Source organism: Arthrobacter sp. BF1, assembly GCF_056680215.1.
This window is the reverse complement of record NZ_CM155271.1, coordinates 606,937-625,216: the sequence shown is the minus strand read 5'-3', so window position 1 is coordinate 625,216 and position 18,280 is coordinate 606,937. Positions and strand designations below refer to the sequence as shown.

Annotated in this window: 15 protein-coding genes; 12 read left to right on the top strand and 3 right to left on the bottom strand. The window is 67.9% G+C overall.

The annotated features are described in order from the left end of the window. Positions 1-72 precede the first annotated feature (72 nt). Positions 73-750, top strand: a complete 678-nt coding sequence (locus AC1MCD_RS02995) for a M23 family metallopeptidase (protein WP_498675737.1) — start codon at positions 73-75, stop codon at positions 748-750. Here the strand turns inward: AC1MCD_RS02995 and AC1MCD_RS02990 are convergent. Next, on the bottom strand, positions 740-1,342 hold the full coding sequence (locus AC1MCD_RS02990; protein WP_498675736.1) for a class I SAM-dependent methyltransferase: 603 nt from the start codon (positions 1,340-1,342) through the stop codon (positions 740-742). The genes AC1MCD_RS02995 and AC1MCD_RS02990 overlap by 11 nt on opposite strands. A gap of 112 nt (positions 1,343-1,454) precedes the next feature. Here AC1MCD_RS02990 and AC1MCD_RS02985 point away from each other — a divergent pair, with 112 nt between their 5' ends. After that, complete coding sequence (locus AC1MCD_RS02985; RefSeq protein WP_498675734.1) at positions 1,455-1,850, top strand: hypothetical protein; 396 nt, start codon at positions 1,455-1,457, stop codon at positions 1,848-1,850. Positions 1,851-1,928: 78 nt separating this feature from the next. Next, positions 1,929-3,113 (top strand): cation:proton antiporter, encoded by a 1,185-nt coding sequence (locus AC1MCD_RS02980; RefSeq protein ID WP_498675732.1) that lies wholly within the window; start codon positions 1,929-1,931, stop codon positions 3,111-3,113. 1 nt (position 3,114) lies between these two features. Here the strand turns inward: AC1MCD_RS02980 and AC1MCD_RS02975 are convergent, their stop codons facing one another. Beyond that, positions 3,115-3,459 carry a hypothetical protein gene (locus tag AC1MCD_RS02975; RefSeq protein ID WP_498675731.1) on the bottom strand — a complete coding sequence of 115 codons (345 nt, stop codon included), beginning with the start codon at positions 3,457-3,459 and terminating at the stop codon, positions 3,115-3,117. Between the two features lie 164 nt (positions 3,460-3,623). Between AC1MCD_RS02975 and AC1MCD_RS02970 the strand changes: the two genes are divergently transcribed. The 8 genes from AC1MCD_RS02970 to AC1MCD_RS02935 all read left to right on the top strand — a co-directional run bounded on the left by AC1MCD_RS02970 (position 3,624) and on the right by AC1MCD_RS02935 (position 15,970). Next, complete coding sequence (locus tag AC1MCD_RS02970; RefSeq protein WP_498675729.1) at positions 3,624-4,703, top strand: NAD(P)H-dependent flavin oxidoreductase; 1,080 nt, start codon at positions 3,624-3,626, stop codon at positions 4,701-4,703. A 69-nt stretch (positions 4,704-4,772) separates the two neighbouring features. Continuing rightward, a complete protein-coding gene (locus tag AC1MCD_RS02965; RefSeq protein ID WP_498675727.1) occupies positions 4,773-6,116 on the top strand; it encodes a hypothetical protein in 1,344 nt (447 codons plus the stop codon). Between the two features lie 83 nt (positions 6,117-6,199). Continuing rightward, the gene (locus AC1MCD_RS02960; protein ID WP_498675725.1) at positions 6,200-6,820 is read left to right on the top strand and encodes a hypothetical protein; all 621 of its coding nucleotides are present in this window, start codon (positions 6,200-6,202) and stop codon (positions 6,818-6,820) included. 88 nt (positions 6,821-6,908) lie between these two features. Next, positions 6,909-7,649, top strand: coding sequence for a YcnI family copper-binding membrane protein (locus tag AC1MCD_RS02955; RefSeq protein ID WP_498675723.1), 741 nt, complete (start codon positions 6,909-6,911; stop codon positions 7,647-7,649). A 104-nt stretch (positions 7,650-7,753) separates the two neighbouring features. Beyond that, a complete protein-coding gene (locus tag AC1MCD_RS02950; RefSeq protein WP_498675721.1) occupies positions 7,754-8,380 on the top strand; it encodes a DUF4232 domain-containing protein in 627 nt (208 codons plus the stop codon). Positions 8,381-8,421: 41 nt separating this feature from the next. Continuing rightward, on the top strand, positions 8,422-9,906 hold the full coding sequence (locus AC1MCD_RS02945; protein ID WP_498675720.1) for an FAD-dependent oxidoreductase: 1,485 nt from the start codon (positions 8,422-8,424) through the stop codon (positions 9,904-9,906). A gap of 56 nt (positions 9,907-9,962) precedes the next feature. Further along, complete coding sequence (locus AC1MCD_RS02940; protein WP_498675719.1) at positions 9,963-15,059, top strand: DNA glycosylase AlkZ-like family protein; 5,097 nt, start codon at positions 9,963-9,965, stop codon at positions 15,057-15,059. A 35-nt stretch (positions 15,060-15,094) separates the two neighbouring features. Further along, positions 15,095-15,970 carry a DNA-formamidopyrimidine glycosylase family protein gene (locus AC1MCD_RS02935; protein WP_498675717.1) on the top strand — a complete coding sequence of 292 codons (876 nt, stop codon included), beginning with the start codon at positions 15,095-15,097 and terminating at the stop codon, positions 15,968-15,970. Here AC1MCD_RS02935 and yczE read toward each other — a convergent pair. Next, a complete protein-coding gene (gene yczE / locus AC1MCD_RS02930) occupies positions 15,967-16,614 on the bottom strand; it encodes a membrane protein YczE (protein ID WP_498675714.1) in 648 nt (215 codons plus the stop codon). The two genes, AC1MCD_RS02935 and yczE, sit on opposite strands and share 4 nt — an antisense overlap. Positions 16,615-16,675: 61 nt before the next feature. Between yczE and yczR the strand changes: the two genes are divergently transcribed. After that, positions 16,676-18,265 carry a MocR-like transcription factor YczR gene (yczR, locus tag AC1MCD_RS02925; protein ID WP_498675713.1) on the top strand — a complete coding sequence of 530 codons (1,590 nt, stop codon included), beginning with the start codon at positions 16,676-16,678 and terminating at the stop codon, positions 18,263-18,265. Positions 18,266-18,280 lie beyond the last annotated feature (15 nt).

Genomic DNA, 18,280 nt, shown 5'->3' with positions numbered 1-18,280 from the left:
ATTCAGCAGACCTGGGCTCCACCTCACCCTCGCCCGTTGCCTTGATCCCCGTCAAACGAGGACGATGTGATCATGGCTCGCCGCACAGTGCCCTTCGGGGGCTCCTCGCCGCCTCCAGCGGATGCAGTTGTGCTCGACCTGCCTTTTCGAGGAAGTTGGCGGGTGGAGAACAGTCCCGCACGCCGTGTGCCGAGTCATGGCACCTACGCTTTCGGGACTTCCCACGCGATCGACTTCGTCGCAGTCAATGATGCCGGCAGGTCCGCGCCCCGCACGTGGCGCTCCCTCGTCGCTGCGGAACGCCCTGAAGTATTCATCGGCTTCGGGCAACCGATTCTCGCGCCCTTGTCAGGGACCGTGATCGCTGTCCTTGACGGCCAGCCGGATCATGACGGACGCCGCTCACAGCTGACCCTTGTGCCGTACATGCTGGGCCAGGCAGAACGGATCCGGGCCGGCGTTGCGGCCGTGGCTGGAAATCACGTCGTAATCGCCGCAGATACCGACGGCACCTTTGTGCTGCTCGCCCATCTGCGCCACGGCACAGTCCAGGTGCGCACGGGGCAGTCAGTGAAGGCGGGCGATCCCGTCGGCCAATGCGGTAACTCCGGCAACAGCACCGAGCCGCACGTGCATGTCCAGGTAACTGATTCGACTGACTGGCAACGGGCTCGCGGCGTGCCCCTTGCCTTCCGTGGCCGTGACGGGACAGTGTGGGTTCCCGGGGAGTCTGAAATCGTCAAGACCTGATCCGGGCGATTACCGCCGCATGAGGACGCTGGCCAGGATCGGTCCTCCGCTGTACGTCGAGGACCTCAAAACCTGCCCCGACGAGCCTGGCAGCCATGCCGTCAGTGGACCAGAAGTAGGCGGTGGTCACCGCATGGGGAAAGACTTCGCCGTCCGTGCCCTCAAAGAACCCCACGAGGAGAGTTCCGCCAGGAGCAAGGCAGCGTCCGGACTCCCCCAGGGCGGTCTGAAGATCCTCTGGCTGGAGGTGGATGAGGGAGTACCAGGCGAGGATCCCGCCGATCTGCCCGTCGTGGATCCCGAGGTCGGTGAATGACGCGACCCGGAACATCGTGTCCGGGAACCGGGCCTCGGCCGCCTGTATGAACGCGGGCACGAGGTCGACTCCCTCAACATCGGCGCCCAGCCTCGCCAGGAAATCGGTCCAATGCCCCGGGCCGCAGCCAGCGTCGATAACGCGCCCCCGTAGCGACTCCGCCCAACCCGCTATGAACCGCTGGTCTTGCTTGCTCGCCTGGTCAACCGATCCGAACAGCCCGATGTATTCCGGCGCGCGCTTGGTATAGGCATCACGGACCTCGGCCTCTGTCATCAGCTTCGAGCCTACGTGCCCGGTCCCGAAAGGGAACCGTTGACCGACTTCTCGGTGCGTACGTACTGTTGAGCACCACCATCCGCCCCGCGGAGCCACCCAGGAGAACACCATGCATGGTGAAGACAAAAGCGAAGTCCTCTGGCTGCCCGCACCCGAGGACCAGGACTATCCGAACGCGTCCAGCTACCTGTCCCTGCTTGGTGCGGACGACGTCGTCCGCTCTGTTGTTTCGGCGCTGCGGGACGCCCCGATCGAGCACCGCAAGGCCAAGGACATCCTTCGGGCAGCCCGGTTGGTGTTGCTGCCTCCGGACAACGCCCATGTGGCTTCGGACCTGAAGAAGATCAGGGACGGCAAACGGCTCTCACCCATCCTGATGGTCCGCGGCGACCTGGCCGCCGGCGTTCCCGCCCAGGTAGCGGACGGCTACCACCGGGTCTGCGCCAGCTACTACACGGATGAGAACACGGACATCCCGCTCAAACTTGCGTATCTTCCCCGGTAACGGCTGCCCGCAGCCACACCGCATTCGCGGGACGCCAGACAGAGACAGCCAGTCACAGAACGCCAGCAGAGGAGGCCCGTGTCATTCCTTCAGCTTTCGCTGATCGCCGCCGTCGCCCTCCTCGGCCCGCTGCTCGCGCTACCTCAAAAGTGGCACCTTCCCGTGGTGCTCGGGCAACTGCTGGCGGGGATAGCCATCGGACGGACAGGGCTGGGGCTGGTGGATCCCACGGACCCCACATTCACCTTCGTGGCCGACGTCGGATTCGCCCTCATCATGTTTGTTGCGGGCTCTCACGTTCCCGTCCGGGACAAGGCAATCCGCCCTGCCCTCGGCGCGGGCGCCCTTCGGGCAGGCATAGCCGCAGGGCTCGCCGCCGCCGTCGGAATCCTTATCGCCCTGCTTTTCGGCACCGGGCATGCACCCCTGTACGTGGTCCTGCTGGCGTCCTCGTCAGCAGCACTCGTGCTGCCCATCATCGACTCCCTGCGGCTGTCCGGGCCCAAGGTGCTGACCACCACGGCGCAGGTGGCCATCGCCGACATCGCCTGCATTGTGGCGCTTCCGCTCGCCGTCGACCCGCCAAACGCCGGGAGGGCGGCCGTCGGGGCCGCCGCCGTGGCCGGCTGCGCGGTGGTCCTTTACTTTGTCCTCCGCGCCCTGGAGACCAGCGGCACGCGGGCCCGGCTGCACGACGTCTCCGAGGACCGGAAGTTCGCCCTCGAACTGCGCATCCAGCTGGCCCTGCTGTTCGCGCTGGCAGGGCTTGCTGTAGCAGGGCACGTCTCCATCATGCTGGCCGGGTTTTCCTTCGGCCTGGTGGTCGCCGCCGTCGGCGAGCCGCGACGCCTGGCGCACCAACTATTTGCTGTCAGCGACGGATTTCTTGGGCCGGTGTTCTTCGTCTGGCTGGGCGCGTCACTGGATTTGCGTGCCTTGACGGGCAGCCCACGGATGATCCTGCTGGGGGTGTGTCTGGGCCTCGGGACGCTGCTGGTGCATGGAAGCCTGCGGCTCCTGGGCCAACCGCTGCCGCTGGCGATCCTGACGGCATCGCAACTCGGTGTCCCGGTGGCCGCGGCCACCATCGGATCACAATTGCACCTGCTGGAGCCCGGCGAAGCTTCGGCCATGATTCTGGGGGCGCTCATCAGCATCGGAGCCAGTGCCGCCGCCGGCTCCCAGGCGGCACGGGCGTTCGGGAAGGGCATGCCGCCAACTCCCCGTGGTGCAAGCCCGCACCCACCAAAGAACGCGCTGTAGCTCAGAGCTTGTCGGTCTTGTCATCTCCCCGGTGCCCGCCGCCGCGGAGGTTTTCCTGGACCTTCCCGAAGAGATCCTTGATGGTGGATTCGGTGTTTGTGAGCATGTCCGGCTGCAAATACACGTGCTGGCTGCCCGGGAGGCTGTAGCTGGACTGCAGGCCGCCGCTTCCTTCCACGCCGCGCAGGGCGATGGTGACTCCGCCTTCCTTCCGTGCGATGGCTGCGATCTTGCCGAAAACCAAAGTGAATTCGTCCGGTTCAAAGCTGACAGTTTGCCCAACATGGGTTCGGTTGAGTTCGCTGGCCAGAACGGCTTTCTCGTTGCCAGTCCCTGAGTAGTTCATGGTGTGTCTCCTGAGATTGTCGGCGACTTACGCGAGCAGTTTAGCCCGGCCCCCTGACGCGGTACATAGCCCCGCCTCCCACCGACAGGCGGGACGGGCTTGGGGCCCGGCGCGTGCCCTGCAAGACTGGACCCGAAGCCAGCAGCGACCTTCCAGGAGCACACATGACGCCGGAGCACCGCACCCCCTCTCACCGGAACCGCCTCACCGAACTGTTCGGCACGGAGATTCCGGTAGTCCTTGGCCCCTTCGGCGGGGTGTCCTCCGTGGAACTCACGGCAGCAGTGAGCGACGGCGGCGGGCTGGGTTCCTACGGCCTGTACGGCTTGAGTGCCGACGCCATCCGTGACACCGCCGCCCAGCTCAGGAAGGCGACCGCGAAGCCGTTCGCCCTCAACCTTTGGGTCCCCACCGGTGACGAAACAACATCACTGTCCCAAGCGGACTTCACCAACTACAGGGAAACCCTGAAGCCCTACTTCGAGGAAGTGGGCCTGCCCCTTCCGGAGATGCCCGACCGGTACATGCCCGACTACGACGAGCAGGTGACGGCCACGCTGGAGGCGGGTCCCGCCGTCGTCAGTTTTGTCTTTGGGGTGCCGGCTCCCGAACTCGTGGAGGAGGCCCACCGGCGCGGGATCGTGGTTGTGGGCACCGCCACCACCGTGGCCGAAGCCGTAGCACTGGAAGCCGGCGGCGTAGATGCCGTGGTGGCCAGCGGCATGGAATCCGGCGGCCACCGGGTCTCGTTCCTCAACCCCGCGGAAGAGTCGCTTATCGGCACCTTCGCGCTGGTCCCGCAGGTGGCGGACGCCGTCACGATTCCGGTGATCGCGGCGGGCGGCATCGTGGACCGCCGCGGCTACGCCGCCGCACGGGCGCTCGGCGCCGACGCGGTGCAGGTGGGCACAGCCTTCCTGGCCACCCGGGAATCCGCAGCCGTCCCCGCGTACCGCGCCATCCTGCACAGCCCTGCCGCGAGCGAAACCGTGCTGACGCGCGTCCTCAGCGGACGGCTGGCCCGCGGCATCCCCAACCGCATCATCCGCGAACTCTCCGCAGCCGCAGGAACCGCACCGTTCCCGGCCCAGAATTGGCTGACCGGCCGTTTCCGGCCCCAGGCGGCAGCACAGGGAAACACAGAGCTGATGTCGCTCTGGGCAGGCCAGGCCGCGCCCCTGATCCGCCACGAGTCCGCCGCTGACGTCCTGGCCGAACTTCTCGCCGGCAGCCCAGTTTTGTAAGCTCAATACGTCCGCGGAGATCCCGCGGGCAAACGCGGGGAACCGCGCCCTTGGACCGGAGGCACATCCTTGGCGAAAAAGACCGGCAGGTCCAAGACCAGAAGCAAGAACCAGCGGCACCTCAAGGCAGTGCCGCAGGCTCCCAAAATGCCGCTGCAGTTGGTCCTGAACCATCGGGCCGTTGATTCGATGGCTGTCGAGTTCATTCAGTGGCACGGGACCGAGTCCCCCGACCCGGCCGATGCCTTCGAATGCCTCGAACTGGTCAAACTCTTCCTGACGGCCCAGCACACAATCGAAGGTTCAAGCTCTGCCACGGAGATTCCCGGCAAAAGCGTTGAGCCCGCGGTGGGATCGGTCATTGCGGCGTTGGACCCGGAGCAAGCTGAGGACGCCCTGGACGACTTCTACTTCGCCCTGCACTCTTTCGCCCACTTCCTCAAGGTGACCGGCCGTTGGACAGGCACGGAAGACGCCTATGAGGAACTCCATTCGGTGCTGGGACGCGGCATCAGCGCAGCAGCCTCCAGTCTTCCGGACATCCTGGTCCCCCAGCTCAGCGAGGAGGAGCAGGACGCCGCATTCAACAGCATGCCCCTGATCAAGCGGGCGTCCTCCCTCCTGGACTGGCTGGGCACCGGCAAGGAAGTCACGGCCACCGGTGCCCTGCGGCTCAAGGACATCGAGGCGGCCGCTGCAGCGGTGGCGGTGCAGGCGAGTGGGAAACGCGGCGCGCGGACCGCCGGGTCCCGCGACGAGCTCAAGGTTTCCGGCCAGCCGGACGCGCCCCTTGAAGTGAGCACCATGTTCGACGTACCGGTGCTCCGTGAGATCTGGACGGCACTGGTCGGAGCCGGCCTCATCACACTCAGTTCCACCCGCGCCGTACCCGGCCCCGCAGCGACCGCCTGGAACAGCACGGCGGTGAAGGAACGGGTGGATATGCGTCGGATGCTTTCCGTGGTCCTTCTGGTCCGGGTCCTCAGCGATTCGGACGACGCCTGGGACCGGGAAGCTGTCTCCGAGACGCTGTGCACCATCTTGGCCTACGGAACGACAGATGATCCGGTGCCCGTGGCGCAGCTCGAGAGCCTGGCCGCGATGGACGCCGACGGACCCTTCCTCGATGACGCCGGCCTTGCCGATCCGGAGCTCGCCGAGAGCGGCCTGGAAGAGATCTATGCATCATTCGCAGCCCTGGAGGCACAGAACCGGCTCTCCCTGTTTGCTGAATTGGGGCTGGTGGAGGCCACGACCGACTACCGCATTCCCCCGGTGGCCGTCCAGTGCGTGGATCTGGCCTTGGGTTTCCTGAATCCCGCTGACGAACCAGCCGACGGCCCGGAGCCCGAGTCCAACGTCATCCCCCTGCCTGCCCCGTCCCAAAGAGGTGGTACGGGCAATCCCCGATAGAATCTGAACGTCGCCCCGCAGCACCTGCAGGGCCTGCCGCGCGCCGACGCCTCAATCGGCGCACCGACACAAGGGAGGTTCCAGTGCGCACTCATCATGCCCTGGCCCCCTTTCATTTCCTCCGCGCGGCGTCGCTCTCCACGGCGGCTCTCACCCTTGCGGCCGGGGCCCACGTGCTGGCCGGCGGCGGCGGGCTCCCCGCCCCGGGCATCCTGCTCGCCGTACTGGCTCTCTCAGTCCTGGCGGCCACCACGGCCACCCGGCTGAAGCTGAATTTCGCCGCGATGATCGCCCTGCTGGGAGCCGGACAGTTTGCCCTGCACGAAGTTTTTACGGTGTTCAGCACTCCCGTGCTTACTTCCCACCCGCCGGCAGCCGCCCACCACCTGTCCTCAGCGGCGATGCCCGCCCTCGACGCCGCCGCGCACGTCCACGCCCTGGCCAGCCCCACGAGCATCCTGATGCTTGCGACCCATGCACTGGCAACCGCCGCGTGTGCACTCCTGCTTGCCAAAGGTGAGGCCGCCCTCTGGGCCCTCGCAGCCTGGCTCAGGCCCCTCGGCCGGCTCCCCGAAGCAGTAACGCCCGACGCCGGCACCCCCCGGGCGGTGCCCCACCCCCCTGCGGTTCTCCCCCACCGCCCCTGGCGGAACCTCAGGCCGGACAGCCGACGCGGCCCGCCTTCCGCCGTCGTACTTCCCTGACCCGGCCCGAACCGGACTTCACCGGCCGGCGGGCCTTACCCCGTACTTCCGCATGCCTGAACCTGGCATGCGTCCGAAAGGCACACCCATGAACACCACCGCACTGCGCCGTACCCTCACCCCGGCAGCCGCCGTTGCCGGCGCCGCCGTCCTCCTGCTGACCGCCGCCACCGGCGCGTCCGCCCATGTAGGCGTCAGCCCGGACAAAACCGCGGCCAACTCCTATGCACTGCTGACCTTCGGCATCCCGCACGGTTGCGAAGAGTCGAGCACCACCAAGGTGGCCATCACGCTGCCGGCCGAACTCAACGACGCCCAGCCCACGGTCAACCCCAACTGGACCGTGGAAAAGGTGACTGAGCAGCTCGCGGAGCCCAAGAAACTGGCCGACGGTTCGTCCATCACCAAACGCACCAGCCAGATCGTCTACACGGCCAAGGCGCCGCTGGCGCACGAACTGCGGGACGCCCTGGTGCTCTCCGTGAAGCTGCCCGATGCGGCCGGCACCACGCTCTATTTCCCTACCCTGCAGAGCTGCGAGACGGGGCAGACTGACTGGTCGGAGATCGCCAAGGACGGCCAGGACCCGCACTCCCTGAGGGCGCCGGCACCGTCCATCACCGTCACCGAGGCGGCGGACGCCCACGCCGCGGCGTCCCATACAGCCTCGACTACTGGCGCCGGCACCGAGCAGGCGGCCGCCGTGGCGGACAGCGGTGCAGACGCCCGCAGCTGGGCAGGTCTCGCCGCCGGGCTGGGCGGACTGGTGCTGGGCGGTGTGGCTTTCGCACGCAGCAGCTCGAAGCGCAAGGCTGAGTCCGCTCCGTAATGTTGCGGAGTTTGGTGCCCGGATCATCACGATCCGGGCATCAAATCCTTCCGCCGCCCCGTGGCATCGTTGACTCGGGTCACGGCAACAACAAAGGTTATGGCATGACGTCTCAGCGCATTTCACAAGGGTTTTTGATTACGACGGCGGTCGCCGCGGCAGCACTGATGCTCACCGCGTGCGGTGCAGGCCAAGCGCAGCCGCAGGGATCATCGGCACCCGGCACCGACTCAGCCAGCCCCGCCCCGACCTCGGCGGCTCCGACCGCGTCCCAGTCGCCGACGTCGTTAGCGACCACTGGTTCGGCCGGCCCCTCACTCTGCAAGGCTGCCACCCTGTCCGCCGCCACCGACGCCACCGGCGGCGGGGCTGCCGGCAGCGTCTACATGAGCCTTACCCTGACCAACACTGGCACTGAGCCGTGCGTCCTGAAGGGATTCCCCGGGGTCTCCCTCGCTGCGGACGCCAACGGCGAGCCCATCGGTGCCCCGGCGAAACGCGACGAGTCAACGCCCGTTGCGGATGTCCTGCTGGCGCCCGGCCAGGGCGGCAAGGCCGTGCTCCGCTACACCCACGCAGAAAACTACCCGGACTGCACCCTGACGCCCGCGGCCGGCTACCGGATCTATCCGCCTGAGGACACTGCATCCCTCTTCCTGGCCCAGCCCACCCAGGCCTGCAGCAATGCAGCCATTGAGCTGCTGACCATCGGAGCGTTCCAGCCGGCCTAGGCTCTGGGCGTATCAGGCGGTGATAAGTACACTTGGCTTCCATGACGTCCCTCTGGCTGGACCGCGAAAAGACCTTCAGTTCTGACCCTTTCCAGGCCGGCACAAAGTACGACACCGTAGTGGCCGGCGCCGGGCTGACCGGCCTGGTCACGGCGTTGCTGCTTGCCCGGTCCGGGCAGCGGGTCCTGGTGCTGGAAGCCCGGTACCCGGGTGCCGTGACAACGGGGAACACCACGGCCAAGGTCAGCCTCCTGCAGGGAACCGTCCTGGGCTCGTTGTCCCGCCAGTATTCGGACAAACAGGTCCAGGCGTACGTCGAGGCGAACCGTGAGGGGCAGGCGTGGCTGCTGCGCTACCTCGACGAGAACGCCCTGCCGTACCAGCGCCGGGACGCCTACACTTATGCCACCACCGGTGACGGGGCCGAGCGGCTCCGCGAGGAACTGATCGCGGCAACCACGGCGGGACTCAACGTGGAGTACGTGCTCGACGCCGGCGTCCCCTTCCCCATCCAGGGCGCCCTGATGCTGGCAGGCCAGGCCCAGATCAATCCCATGGACGTTGTGGACGCCCTGCTGGTGGACGTCCGCGCCCGCGGCGGCCGCGTGGCGGGCGGGGTGCGGCTGCAGGATGTCACCGGGCGGGGCCCCTTGACGGTCCAAACGGATCAGGGCAGCGTCATGGCTGACCACGTTGTTCTGGCCACCGGGACACCGGTCCTGGACCGGGGCCTCTACTTCGCGAAACTGAAGCCGCACCGCTCCTACGCCGCAGCGTTTGAGCTGCCGCAGGGCCTGACGCCGCCGCCGGGAATGTACCTCTCCGCCGAAGAGCCCACGCATTCCCTCCGCGACTACGAAGCGGACGGCCGCAGGCTCCTGCTGGTGGGCGGGCACGGGCACCATGTGGGCCGGACGACGTCGGAAAAGGCCCACCTTTCGGGGCTGCTCGACTGGGCCGGCACCCACTTCCCCGGCGCCACGGCCACCCACACCTGGTCGGCCCAGGACTACCAGGCCACCAACCTCATGCCGTTCTTTGGCAAGCTGCCGCGGGGCCGGGGCAAAATCCTTTTCGGCACCGGCTATAACAAGTGGGGCATGACCAACGCCGTGGCGGTTGCACTCGGCATCTCGGCCGACATCCTGGGCGGAAAGCTCCCCTGGGCCGACACCATCCATCACCGCATCACATCGCCCGCCGGCGCCTACTCGGCCGTGGCCCTCAACGCCAAGGTGGCTGCCAACCTCGCCACCGGCTGGGTGAAGCTCGCCTCCGACGATGCGCCACCGCCCGACGGCGCGGGGACGGTGTACCGCGACGGTGCCCGTCCGGTGGCGGTCTCCACGGTCGGGGGAACCACGTGCAGGCTCTCCGCCGTCTGCACGCACCTTGGTGGGATTGTGCACTGGAACGACAGCGAACGGACGTGGGACTGCCCGCTCCATGGCTCCCGCTTCAGCAGCGACGGGCAGCTCCTGGAAGGCCCTGCCACCAAGAATCTTCCGCCGGCAGGGAGGGGTTGATTCGCTCTGAGGGAGGGCCCGGCAATCCTGTCGGTGGGGTAGGGCATGATGGAGGAATGCAGGAGCAGCAACCGCCGGTAGCGGGCCCGGGTGCCTTTACCGGCACTCCCATGGACCGGTTCAGCCGGCCCACCCGGGACTGGTTCCTCGGCGCCTTTGTGGAGCCAACGCCTGCCCAGGACGGCGCCTGGAATGCCATCTCGTCAGGTTCGCATGCCCTGGTGGTGGCGCCCACCGGCTCCGGAAAGACCCTCGCCGCTTTCCTGTGGGCCCTGGACCGGCTGCTGGTTTCGGCTCCTGCCCCTGAGCCTGAACTGCCCGGCCTGGAAACAGCCCCGGCCGCCAAAGGCAGGCCTGCCAAAGGAAGGCGGCCGCGGCCACCCAAACGCAAGACGCGTGTCCTGTACATCTCACCGTTGAAAGCCCTCGGGGTGGACGTTGAGCGGAACCTGCGCGCGCCGCTGATCGGCATCACCCAGACGGCCAAGCGTTTGGGGCTGCCTGCCCCGCTCATCACGGTGGGGGTCCGGTCCGGTGACACCACCGCGGCGGACCGCCGTTCGCTGCTGAGCAACCCGCCGGACATCCTGATCACCACGCCGGAATCGCTGTTCCTGATGCTCACATCGAAGGCAAGGGAAACCCTCACCGAGGTGGACACCATCATCGTTGACGAGGTCCATGCCGTCGCGGGCACCAAACGGGGAGCCCACCTGGCGGTGTCACTGGAACGGCTCGACGCCCTCCTGCCCAAGCCCGCCCAGCGGATCGGCCTGTCAGCAACGGTGGAGCCGCGGGAGCTCGTGGCCCAGTTCCTGGCGGGTTCCGCTCCGGTGGAAGTGGTGGCGCCTCCTTCGCGGAAGACCTGGGACCTGACCGTTTCCGTGCCGGTGGAGGACATGTCCGACCTTCAGGGCGCGGCGGGCGCCTTCGATTCCGGGCCGGCTTCGGGGCTGCAGCCGCAGGCCTCAATCTGGCCGCACGTCGAGGAAAAAATCGTTGACCTGGTCCTGGCCAACCAGTCCACCATCGTGTTTGCCAACTCGCGCCGCCTTGCTGAGCGGCTCACTGCACGCCTTAACGAGATCTACGCCGAACGTCAGCTCGTGGCAGCCGGGGGTGGTTGGGATTCGCCGGGCGCTGCTGCCGCTGACCATGGACCGTCCGGTCTCCCGGCCTCCACGGCAACGCCAGCCCACATGATGGCGCAGGCCGGCAGCACCGCGGGAGCCGATCCCCTGTTGGCCCGCGCCCACCACGGGTCAGTCTCCAAGGACCAGCGGGCCATGATCGAGGATGACCTGAAGTCCGGCCGGCTGCGCTGTGTGGTGGCCACCTCGTCCCTGGAGCTGGGCATCGACATGGGAGCCGTGGACCTCGTGGTGCAGGTGGAGTCCCCGCCGTCGGTGGCCAGCGGCCTGCAGCGCGTGGGCCGGGCAGGCCACCAGGTCGGCGAAATCTCCCAGGGTGTGCTCTTTCCCAAGCACCGTGCGGACCTGGTCCACACCGCCATCACGGTGGAGCGGATGCTCGAGGGAAAGATCGAGCGGCTTTTTGTCCCCGCCAATCCGTTGGACATCCTGGCCCAGCAGACCGTTGCCGCCACCGCCCTGGGCAGCATCGATGTGGAGGAATGGTTCGCCACGGTCCGGCGGTCAGCGCCGTTCGCCTCCCTCCCCCGTTCTGCCTTCGAGGCGACGCTCGATCTCCTGGCGGGGCGCTATCCCTCCGACGAGTTCGCCGAACTGCGGCCGCGGATCATCTGGGACCGCAATGCCGGCACCATCGAAGGCCGGCCCGGCGCCCAGCGGCTGGCCGTCACCTCCGGCGGGACCATCCCGGACCGGGGGCTGTTCGGCGTCTACATCATCGGCACCGAGGTTGAAGGCTCGGCCTCGCCTTCCGGTGACGGCAAAACGTCAACCCCCTCGCCGGCGAAAGGCGGGCGCCGCGTGGGTGAACTGGACGAAGAGATGGTCTACGAGTCCCGGGTTGGAGACATCTTCGCCCTCGGCGCCACCAGCTGGAAAATCGAGGACATCACCCACGACCGCGTCCTGGTCTCGCCCGCCTTCGGCCAGCCCGGCAAGCTTCCGTTCTGGAAAGGCGACTCGCTGGGCAGGCCGGTGGACCTGGGCCGCGCCCTGGGTGCGTTCGTCCGCGAACTCTCGGCGTCCGACGTCGGCCCTGCCACCGAGCGCTGTACGGCCAGCGGGCTGGACGCCTTCGCCGCGAACAACCTCATCCAGTACCTGAGCGAGCAGAAGCTTGCCACGGACGTTGTCCCCAGCGACACCACCCTGGTGGTGGAACGGTTCCACGATGAACTGGGCGACTGGCGGGTCATTCTCCACAGCCCGTTCGGCATGCCCGTGCACGCGCCGTGGGCACTGGCCGTTGGGCAGCGGCTCCACCAGCGGTATGGCCTGGACGGCTCCGCGATGGCTGCGGACGACGGCATTGTGCTGCGCGTCCCCATGATGGAAGACGAACCGCCCGGGGCCGAACTGTTCCTCTTCGATCCCGAGGAACTTGAGCAAATTGTCACCGCGGAAGTGGGCGGCAGCGCCCTGTTTGCCTCGAGATTCCGGGAGTGCGCCGCCCGTGCCCTGCTGCTGCCCCGCCAGACGCCGGGCAAGCGGCAGCCGCTGTGGCAGCAGCGCCAGCGGTCAGCACAACTGCTCGATGTCGCGCGGAAATATCCCACGTTTCCCATCGTGCTGGAGACTGTTCGCGAGTGCCTTCAGGACGTGTACGACCTCCCGGCGCTGAAGGACATCGCCGCCTCCGTGGAACGCCGCGAGCTGAGGATCGTCGAAACCACCACGCAGCAGCCGTCGCCGTTCGCCAAGTCCCTGCTGTTCGGGTACGTGGCGCAGTTCCTGTACGAAGGTGACTCGCCGCTTGCCGAACGCCGCGCGGCGGCCCTGGCACTGGACTCCACGTTGCTCAATGAGCTGCTCGGGCGGGTGGAACTCCGCGAACTGCTCGACGCGAAAGTCATCGACGCCACCGAACTCGAACTCCAGCGGCTTGCCCCGGACCGCCGCGCCCGCGGCATGGAAGGCGTGGCGGACCTGCTCCGGCTGCTCGGCCCGCTGACACCCGAGGAAGTCGCCGCCCGGCTGGACCCGGAAATTGAAGCAGCCGCAACCGCGGTGGTTGAACCAGCCCCGCTGGTTGAGCCCGCCCTGGAGGGGGAGGCTGGCCCGGAGGGTGAGGAAACCCCGGTCGTTGCGCCGGTCGAGACCCCGCATGCCGATACCGCCCTGGCCGCTACCCACCTCGCGGCACTGCAACGGGCCACACGCGCCATCAAGGTAAACATCGGCGGGGCTGAGCGCTATGCCGCCGTCGAGGACGCAGCCCGCCTCCGCGACGCCATTGGCGTGCCGCTGCCCATGGGCGTGCCGCTTGCTTTCATCGAACCCCTCGCTGACCCGCTCGGCGATCTCGTTTCCCGGTATGCCCGCACGCACGGACCGTTCACCGCGATGGAAGCCGCGGCACGGCTGGGCCTCGGCGTCGCCGTAGTCGGCACGGCGCTGAAGCGGCTCGCGGCCGACGGCCGTGTGGTGGAAGGCGAGTTCCGCCCGCACGTCACGCCGCCGGAAGCGCCCGCAGCCGGACCGGACAGCCGGTCAACGCCTGTCCTCCAAGAACAACGGCAGGAAATGCAACAACCGGCCACCACCAGCGAGTGGTGCGACGCCGAAGTGCTCCGGAAGCTCCGGCGTCGTTCGCTGGCCGCACTGCGCGCCGAGGTGGAACCGGTGGACACCGCCGCCTACGGGCGTTTCCTCCCCGCGTGGCAACACATCCGCATCCCCGGCTCCGGGCGCGGGCAGCCGTCCCTGCGCGGTCTGGATGGAATTGTCACCGCAATCGACCAGCTGTCCGGCGTGCCGATTCCCGCTTCGGCGTGGGAGCCGCTGGTGCTGGCGAGCCGGGTCTCGAACTACCAGCCCGCCATGCTGGACGAACTCATGGCCGCCGGAGAGGTCCTCTGGTCCGGGGCTGGCGCCCTCCCCGGCAATGATGGCTGGGTGAGCATGCATCTGGCCGATTCCGCCGACCTGACGCTGAACCCTGCCATCGAGTACGAGCCAGGGGACGCGCAACAGCGTTTGCTCGACCACCTTCGAAACAACGGCGGCGGCTATTTCTTCCGCCAACTGACGGACGTCGCAGGCGGCATGGACTCCGTCCTGAGCGACCAGGACGTGGTTTCGGCGTTGTGGGATCTGGCCTGGGCCGGCCGCATCACCGGCGACACGTTCGCGCCGGTCCGTGCCCTCATCGCCGGCGGCCATACCGCCCACCGGCAGGTGGCTCGGGCACCCCGGGCACGTGCACCGCGGCTGAGCAGGCTGGGCCGCTCCCACGGCACCGGCCTCTTGGGATCCTCGGGGTTGGGTTCGCCCGGCCTCGGCGGCGGGCGGTACGGCTCCTCGGGCGGAATTGCGGCCACCCCGCCGCTGGCCGCCGGACGGTGGTCGGCACTGCCCTTGCCTGAACTGGATGCCACCATCCATGCCCGAGCCACGGCGGAATTGCTGCTGGACCGCTACGGCGTGGTGACGCGGGGATCGGTGATGGCGGAGCAGATCCTGGGCGGTTTTGGCCTGATGTACAAAGTGCTGGCCCGGCTGGAAGAGGCCGGCCGCTGCCGGCGCGGGTACTTCATAGAGCACCTCGGTGCCGCCCAGTTCGCCGTCCCGGCCACCGTGGACAGGCTGCGCTCCTATTCCGAGGACAGCCAGCTGGCCAAGCCCGAACCTGTTGCCCTGGCACTTGCGGCCACCGACCCGGCCAACCCGTACGGTGCAGCCCTGGCCTGGCCGGCTCTCAACGAAGAAGCGGGTACCGGCCACCGGCCCGGCCGGAAAGCCGGTGCCCTGGTGGTCCTGGTGGACGGTGCCCTGATCCTTTATGTGGAGCGCGGCGGCAAGACCCTGCTGGCCTTCAGCGATGACGAAACCATCCTCGCAGCGGCCGGCACCGCGCTGGTGGGAGTGGTTACCCGCGGCGCCGTGGACAAGCTGATCATGGAAAAAGTCAACGGCCACGACCTTCTGGACACCGCCGTCGCCAAAGCGCTCGCTGCCGCCGGCGCCTACTCCACCCCCAAGGGGCTGAGGATCCGTGCCTGAGATTCGGGGCATGGAGTTCGGGGAAGCGAGGAGCCGTGCCTGAAGGGGATTCCGTCTGGCGGGCCGCCGCCCAGCTGCACCAGGCTCTGGCCGGGCAGACGCTCACCGCGTCCGATTTTCGCGTGCCACGCTTTGCCACCCTCAACCTCGCCGGCTGGACCGTGACCGAAGTTGTGCCCCGCGGGAAACACCTCCTCATGCGGGTAGAGGGACCTGATCAGCGTAAACTCACCATCCATTCACACCTGAAAATGGAAGGCACCTGGCAGGTCTATCCGTCCGGCGGACGGTGGCGCAAACCCGGCTTCACCGCACGGTGCGTGCTGCGGACGGCGGTGGCGGACGCCGTCGGCTTTTCCTTGGGAATTGTGGAGGTGGTCCGTACCGCTGATGAGGACAAGATCGTGGGTCATCTGGGGCCGGATCTGCTCGGCCCGGACTGGGACCTGGCCGAGGCCGAACACCGGATCCGTGCGGCGCCGGACGTGCCCATCGGCGTGGCCCTCCTGGACCAGCGCAACCTGGCGGGCATCGGCAACATCTACCGCTGCGAGGCCTGCTTCCTGTCCGGCGTGCACCCGGCGACGCCCGTCTCAGGTGTCCAGGACCTCCGGACCCTCATGACGGACGCCAAACAACTGCTGGAAGCAAACCTTGGCCCCGGACGCAGGGTCACCATCCTGAATCCCCGCGGGATGCCGGTGGGACGGATGGCTGGCCGGCCGGGCTACTGGGTCTACCGGCGCGAACACCAAGCCTGCCTCAAATGCGGCACCCTCATCCGGCGGGCGGTACTGGGAAAGCTCAACGGCGAGGAAGAACGGGATATCTATTTCTGCCCGAAGTGCCAGCCGCCGGTGGACCTGCCGCTGGCGGACCAGTCGCTGGTGGACAAGCCGCTGGTGGACTAGCCGCCGGTGGCCTGGGACCGAAGTGCGTCCCTTTCCCGGGGCTCGGGCGCCACCGCTTCCTCGACGGGAGCAGGCACCATGAACCATGGCAGCAGCAGTTGGACCAGCGGCCCAATGGCAAGGGCGTAGACCACGGTGCCCACACCCACGGAACCGCCCAGCAGCCACCCGATGCCGAGAACCACCACCTCAATCAGGGTGCGGGCGATCCGCACGGACCAGCCGGTCCGCCGCGCCAGTCCCGTCATCAGGCCGTCCCTGGGGCCGGGGCCGAACCGGGCGCCGATGTAACAGGCGGTCGCAATACCGTTGAGCACCACGGCCCCGACGAGCATCGCGATCTGGCCGCCCAGGTGGGAGAACGCGGGAATCAGCGCCAGCCCCACGTCGGCGAAGACCCCCACCAGGACTGCGTTGGCCAGCGTTCCGAAGCCGGGCTTCTGCCGCAGCGGGATCCACAGCAACAGCACCAGAAAACTCGCGATGATCACCACCACGCCGATGCTGAGCCCGGTCCTGCCCGCAACGCCCTGATGGAACACATCCCAAGGGTCAAGGCCCAAGGCGGCGCGGATGAACAGAGCCAGCGATATGCCATACATAGCCAGGCCGAAAAATAGCTGGAGGAGTCTGCGGGTCAACATAACGACAACCCTGCCAGAAAACTGGCCTTGAATTACATAGCCAGTTTGAGATACTGGCTTTATGTCCGCATCGCTCAACCCGTCCTCACTGGCACGACTCCTGGCCGAGTGGCATGTCGGAGCCGCGCCCGCCTACCGCGAGCTGGCCGACGTCGTCCGCCTCCTGGTCCTCGACGGCCGGGTGGCCCTGGACACGGCGCTGCCCAGCGAGCGCGCCCTCTCCGAGGTGCTGGGCGTCAGCCGAACCACCGTGACGGCCGCGTACGCCCTCCTCCGCGACGAGGGATTCCTCAGCAGCGGGCAGGGCTCGCGGGGCCGGACCCGGATTCCACGCCTAACGCCCGTGGGATCCTCTTTGCCCGGCCATCCGGCGTCGAACACTCCAGGCCGCCCGGCAATAACGCTCAGGCACGAAGCGGCCGAACGTGAATTTGCCGTACCCGGGCTCGCGGCCCCCGGGCTTGCCGCACCCGATGGACTGATCGACCTGGCCTACGCGTCGCTGACGGCCAGCGGCGAAGTGGTGCATCGGGCGTTCGCGGCAGCCCTCACCGAGCTGCCCGCCCTCCTGCCGGGTTTCGGCTACGATGCCATTGGCCTGCTCCCTTTGCGCGAGGCTGTGGCCGCGCGCTATACCGCTGCAGGTGCGCCCACCACGGCCGAACAGATCCTGGTGACGTCGGGAGCGCAACACGCGTTGAACATCATCATCCGGGCACTGGCCGGGAGGCAGGACAAGGTGCTGGTGGAACACCCCAGCTACCCGAATGCCTTGGATGCCATCCGGGCCGCGGGCTGCCGCGCCATCCCTGTCGCGTTCACTTCAGTGCCCGACGCCGGCGCCAACGCTGAGGGGTCCCCGGGCGGTTCGCCCGCTCCGGCGTGGGACATGCACGCCCTGCGCGCCGCCATGATGCAGCAGCGTCCCACGATGGCGTACGTTGTGCCGGACTTCCACAACCCCACCGGACAGCTGATGCCGGACAGCCAGCGCCGCCAGCTGGTCCGCATGGCAGGGGACGCCGGTACTGTCCTGGTTGTTGATGAGACGCTTCGGGCGCTGAACCTCGACGGCGGCATGACCACTCCCGTGGCTGCCTTCAGTCCTGCGGTGGTAACCATTGGCTCGCTCAGCAAATCCCACTGGGCCGGTCTCCGGACGGGCTGGATTCGCGCGTCGGAAACGATGATCCAGCGGTTTGCCGCGGCTCGTTCGTCCCTGGATTTGGGCGGGCCGGTCATGGAACAGCTGGCTGCAGCCCACTTGGTCCGCGCACTGGATGAACCGCTTCCCGCGCGGCTTGGCGCCCTCCGGGACAGCCGCGCCGCCCTGCTGGAACTGCTGGCCGAACACCTCCCGGAGTGGCAAACGGAACGCCCGGCCGGCGGCCTGTCCGTCTGGTGCAGGCTGCCGGCGCCTGTCAGCACCGCGCTGACGGTCATCGCCCCGGATTTTGGCATCAGGCTGGCCGCCGGCCCACGTTTTGGCGTCGGCGGCGCCTTCGAACGCTACCTCCGGGTGCCCTTCACCCTGCCGCCGGAACAGCTGGAGACAGCAGTCCTGGCTTTGCGCTCAGCCCAGGACAGGCTCCAGGCCGCCCCTCAGCTCCGCCGCACGCTAAAGAACGCCCCGGCCGTGGCCATCGCCTGATCCTGGACACGGAGA

What these genes read in the sequence shown, in the direction of transcription:
- yczE (WP_498675714.1), bottom strand. Translation starts at nt 16,614, where the DNA reads ATGTTGACCCGCAGACTCCTCCAGCTATTTTTCGGCCTGGCTATGTAT.
- AC1MCD_RS02990 (WP_498675736.1), bottom strand. Translation starts at nt 1,342, where the DNA reads ATGACAGAGGCCGAGGTCCGTGATGCCTATACCAAGCGCGCGCCGGAA.
- AC1MCD_RS02995 (WP_498675737.1), top strand. Translation starts at nt 73, where the DNA reads ATGGCTCGCCGCACAGTGCCCTTCGGGGGCTCCTCGCCGCCTCCAGCG.
- AC1MCD_RS02940 (WP_498675719.1), top strand. Translation starts at nt 9,963, where the DNA reads ATGCAGGAGCAGCAACCGCCGGTAGCGGGCCCGGGTGCCTTTACCGGC.
- yczR (WP_498675713.1), top strand. Translation starts at nt 16,676, where the DNA reads ATGTCCGCATCGCTCAACCCGTCCTCACTGGCACGACTCCTGGCCGAG.
- AC1MCD_RS02950 (WP_498675721.1), top strand. Translation starts at nt 7,754, where the DNA reads ATGACGTCTCAGCGCATTTCACAAGGGTTTTTGATTACGACGGCGGTC.
- AC1MCD_RS02945 (WP_498675720.1), top strand. Translation starts at nt 8,422, where the DNA reads ATGACGTCCCTCTGGCTGGACCGCGAAAAGACCTTCAGTTCTGACCCT.
- AC1MCD_RS02955 (WP_498675723.1), top strand. Translation starts at nt 6,909, where the DNA reads ATGAACACCACCGCACTGCGCCGTACCCTCACCCCGGCAGCCGCCGTT.
- AC1MCD_RS02985 (WP_498675734.1), top strand. Translation starts at nt 1,455, where the DNA reads ATGCATGGTGAAGACAAAAGCGAAGTCCTCTGGCTGCCCGCACCCGAG.
- AC1MCD_RS02970 (WP_498675729.1), top strand. Translation starts at nt 3,624, where the DNA reads ATGACGCCGGAGCACCGCACCCCCTCTCACCGGAACCGCCTCACCGAA.
- AC1MCD_RS02975 (WP_498675731.1), bottom strand. Translation starts at nt 3,459, where the DNA reads ATGAACTACTCAGGGACTGGCAACGAGAAAGCCGTTCTGGCCAGCGAA.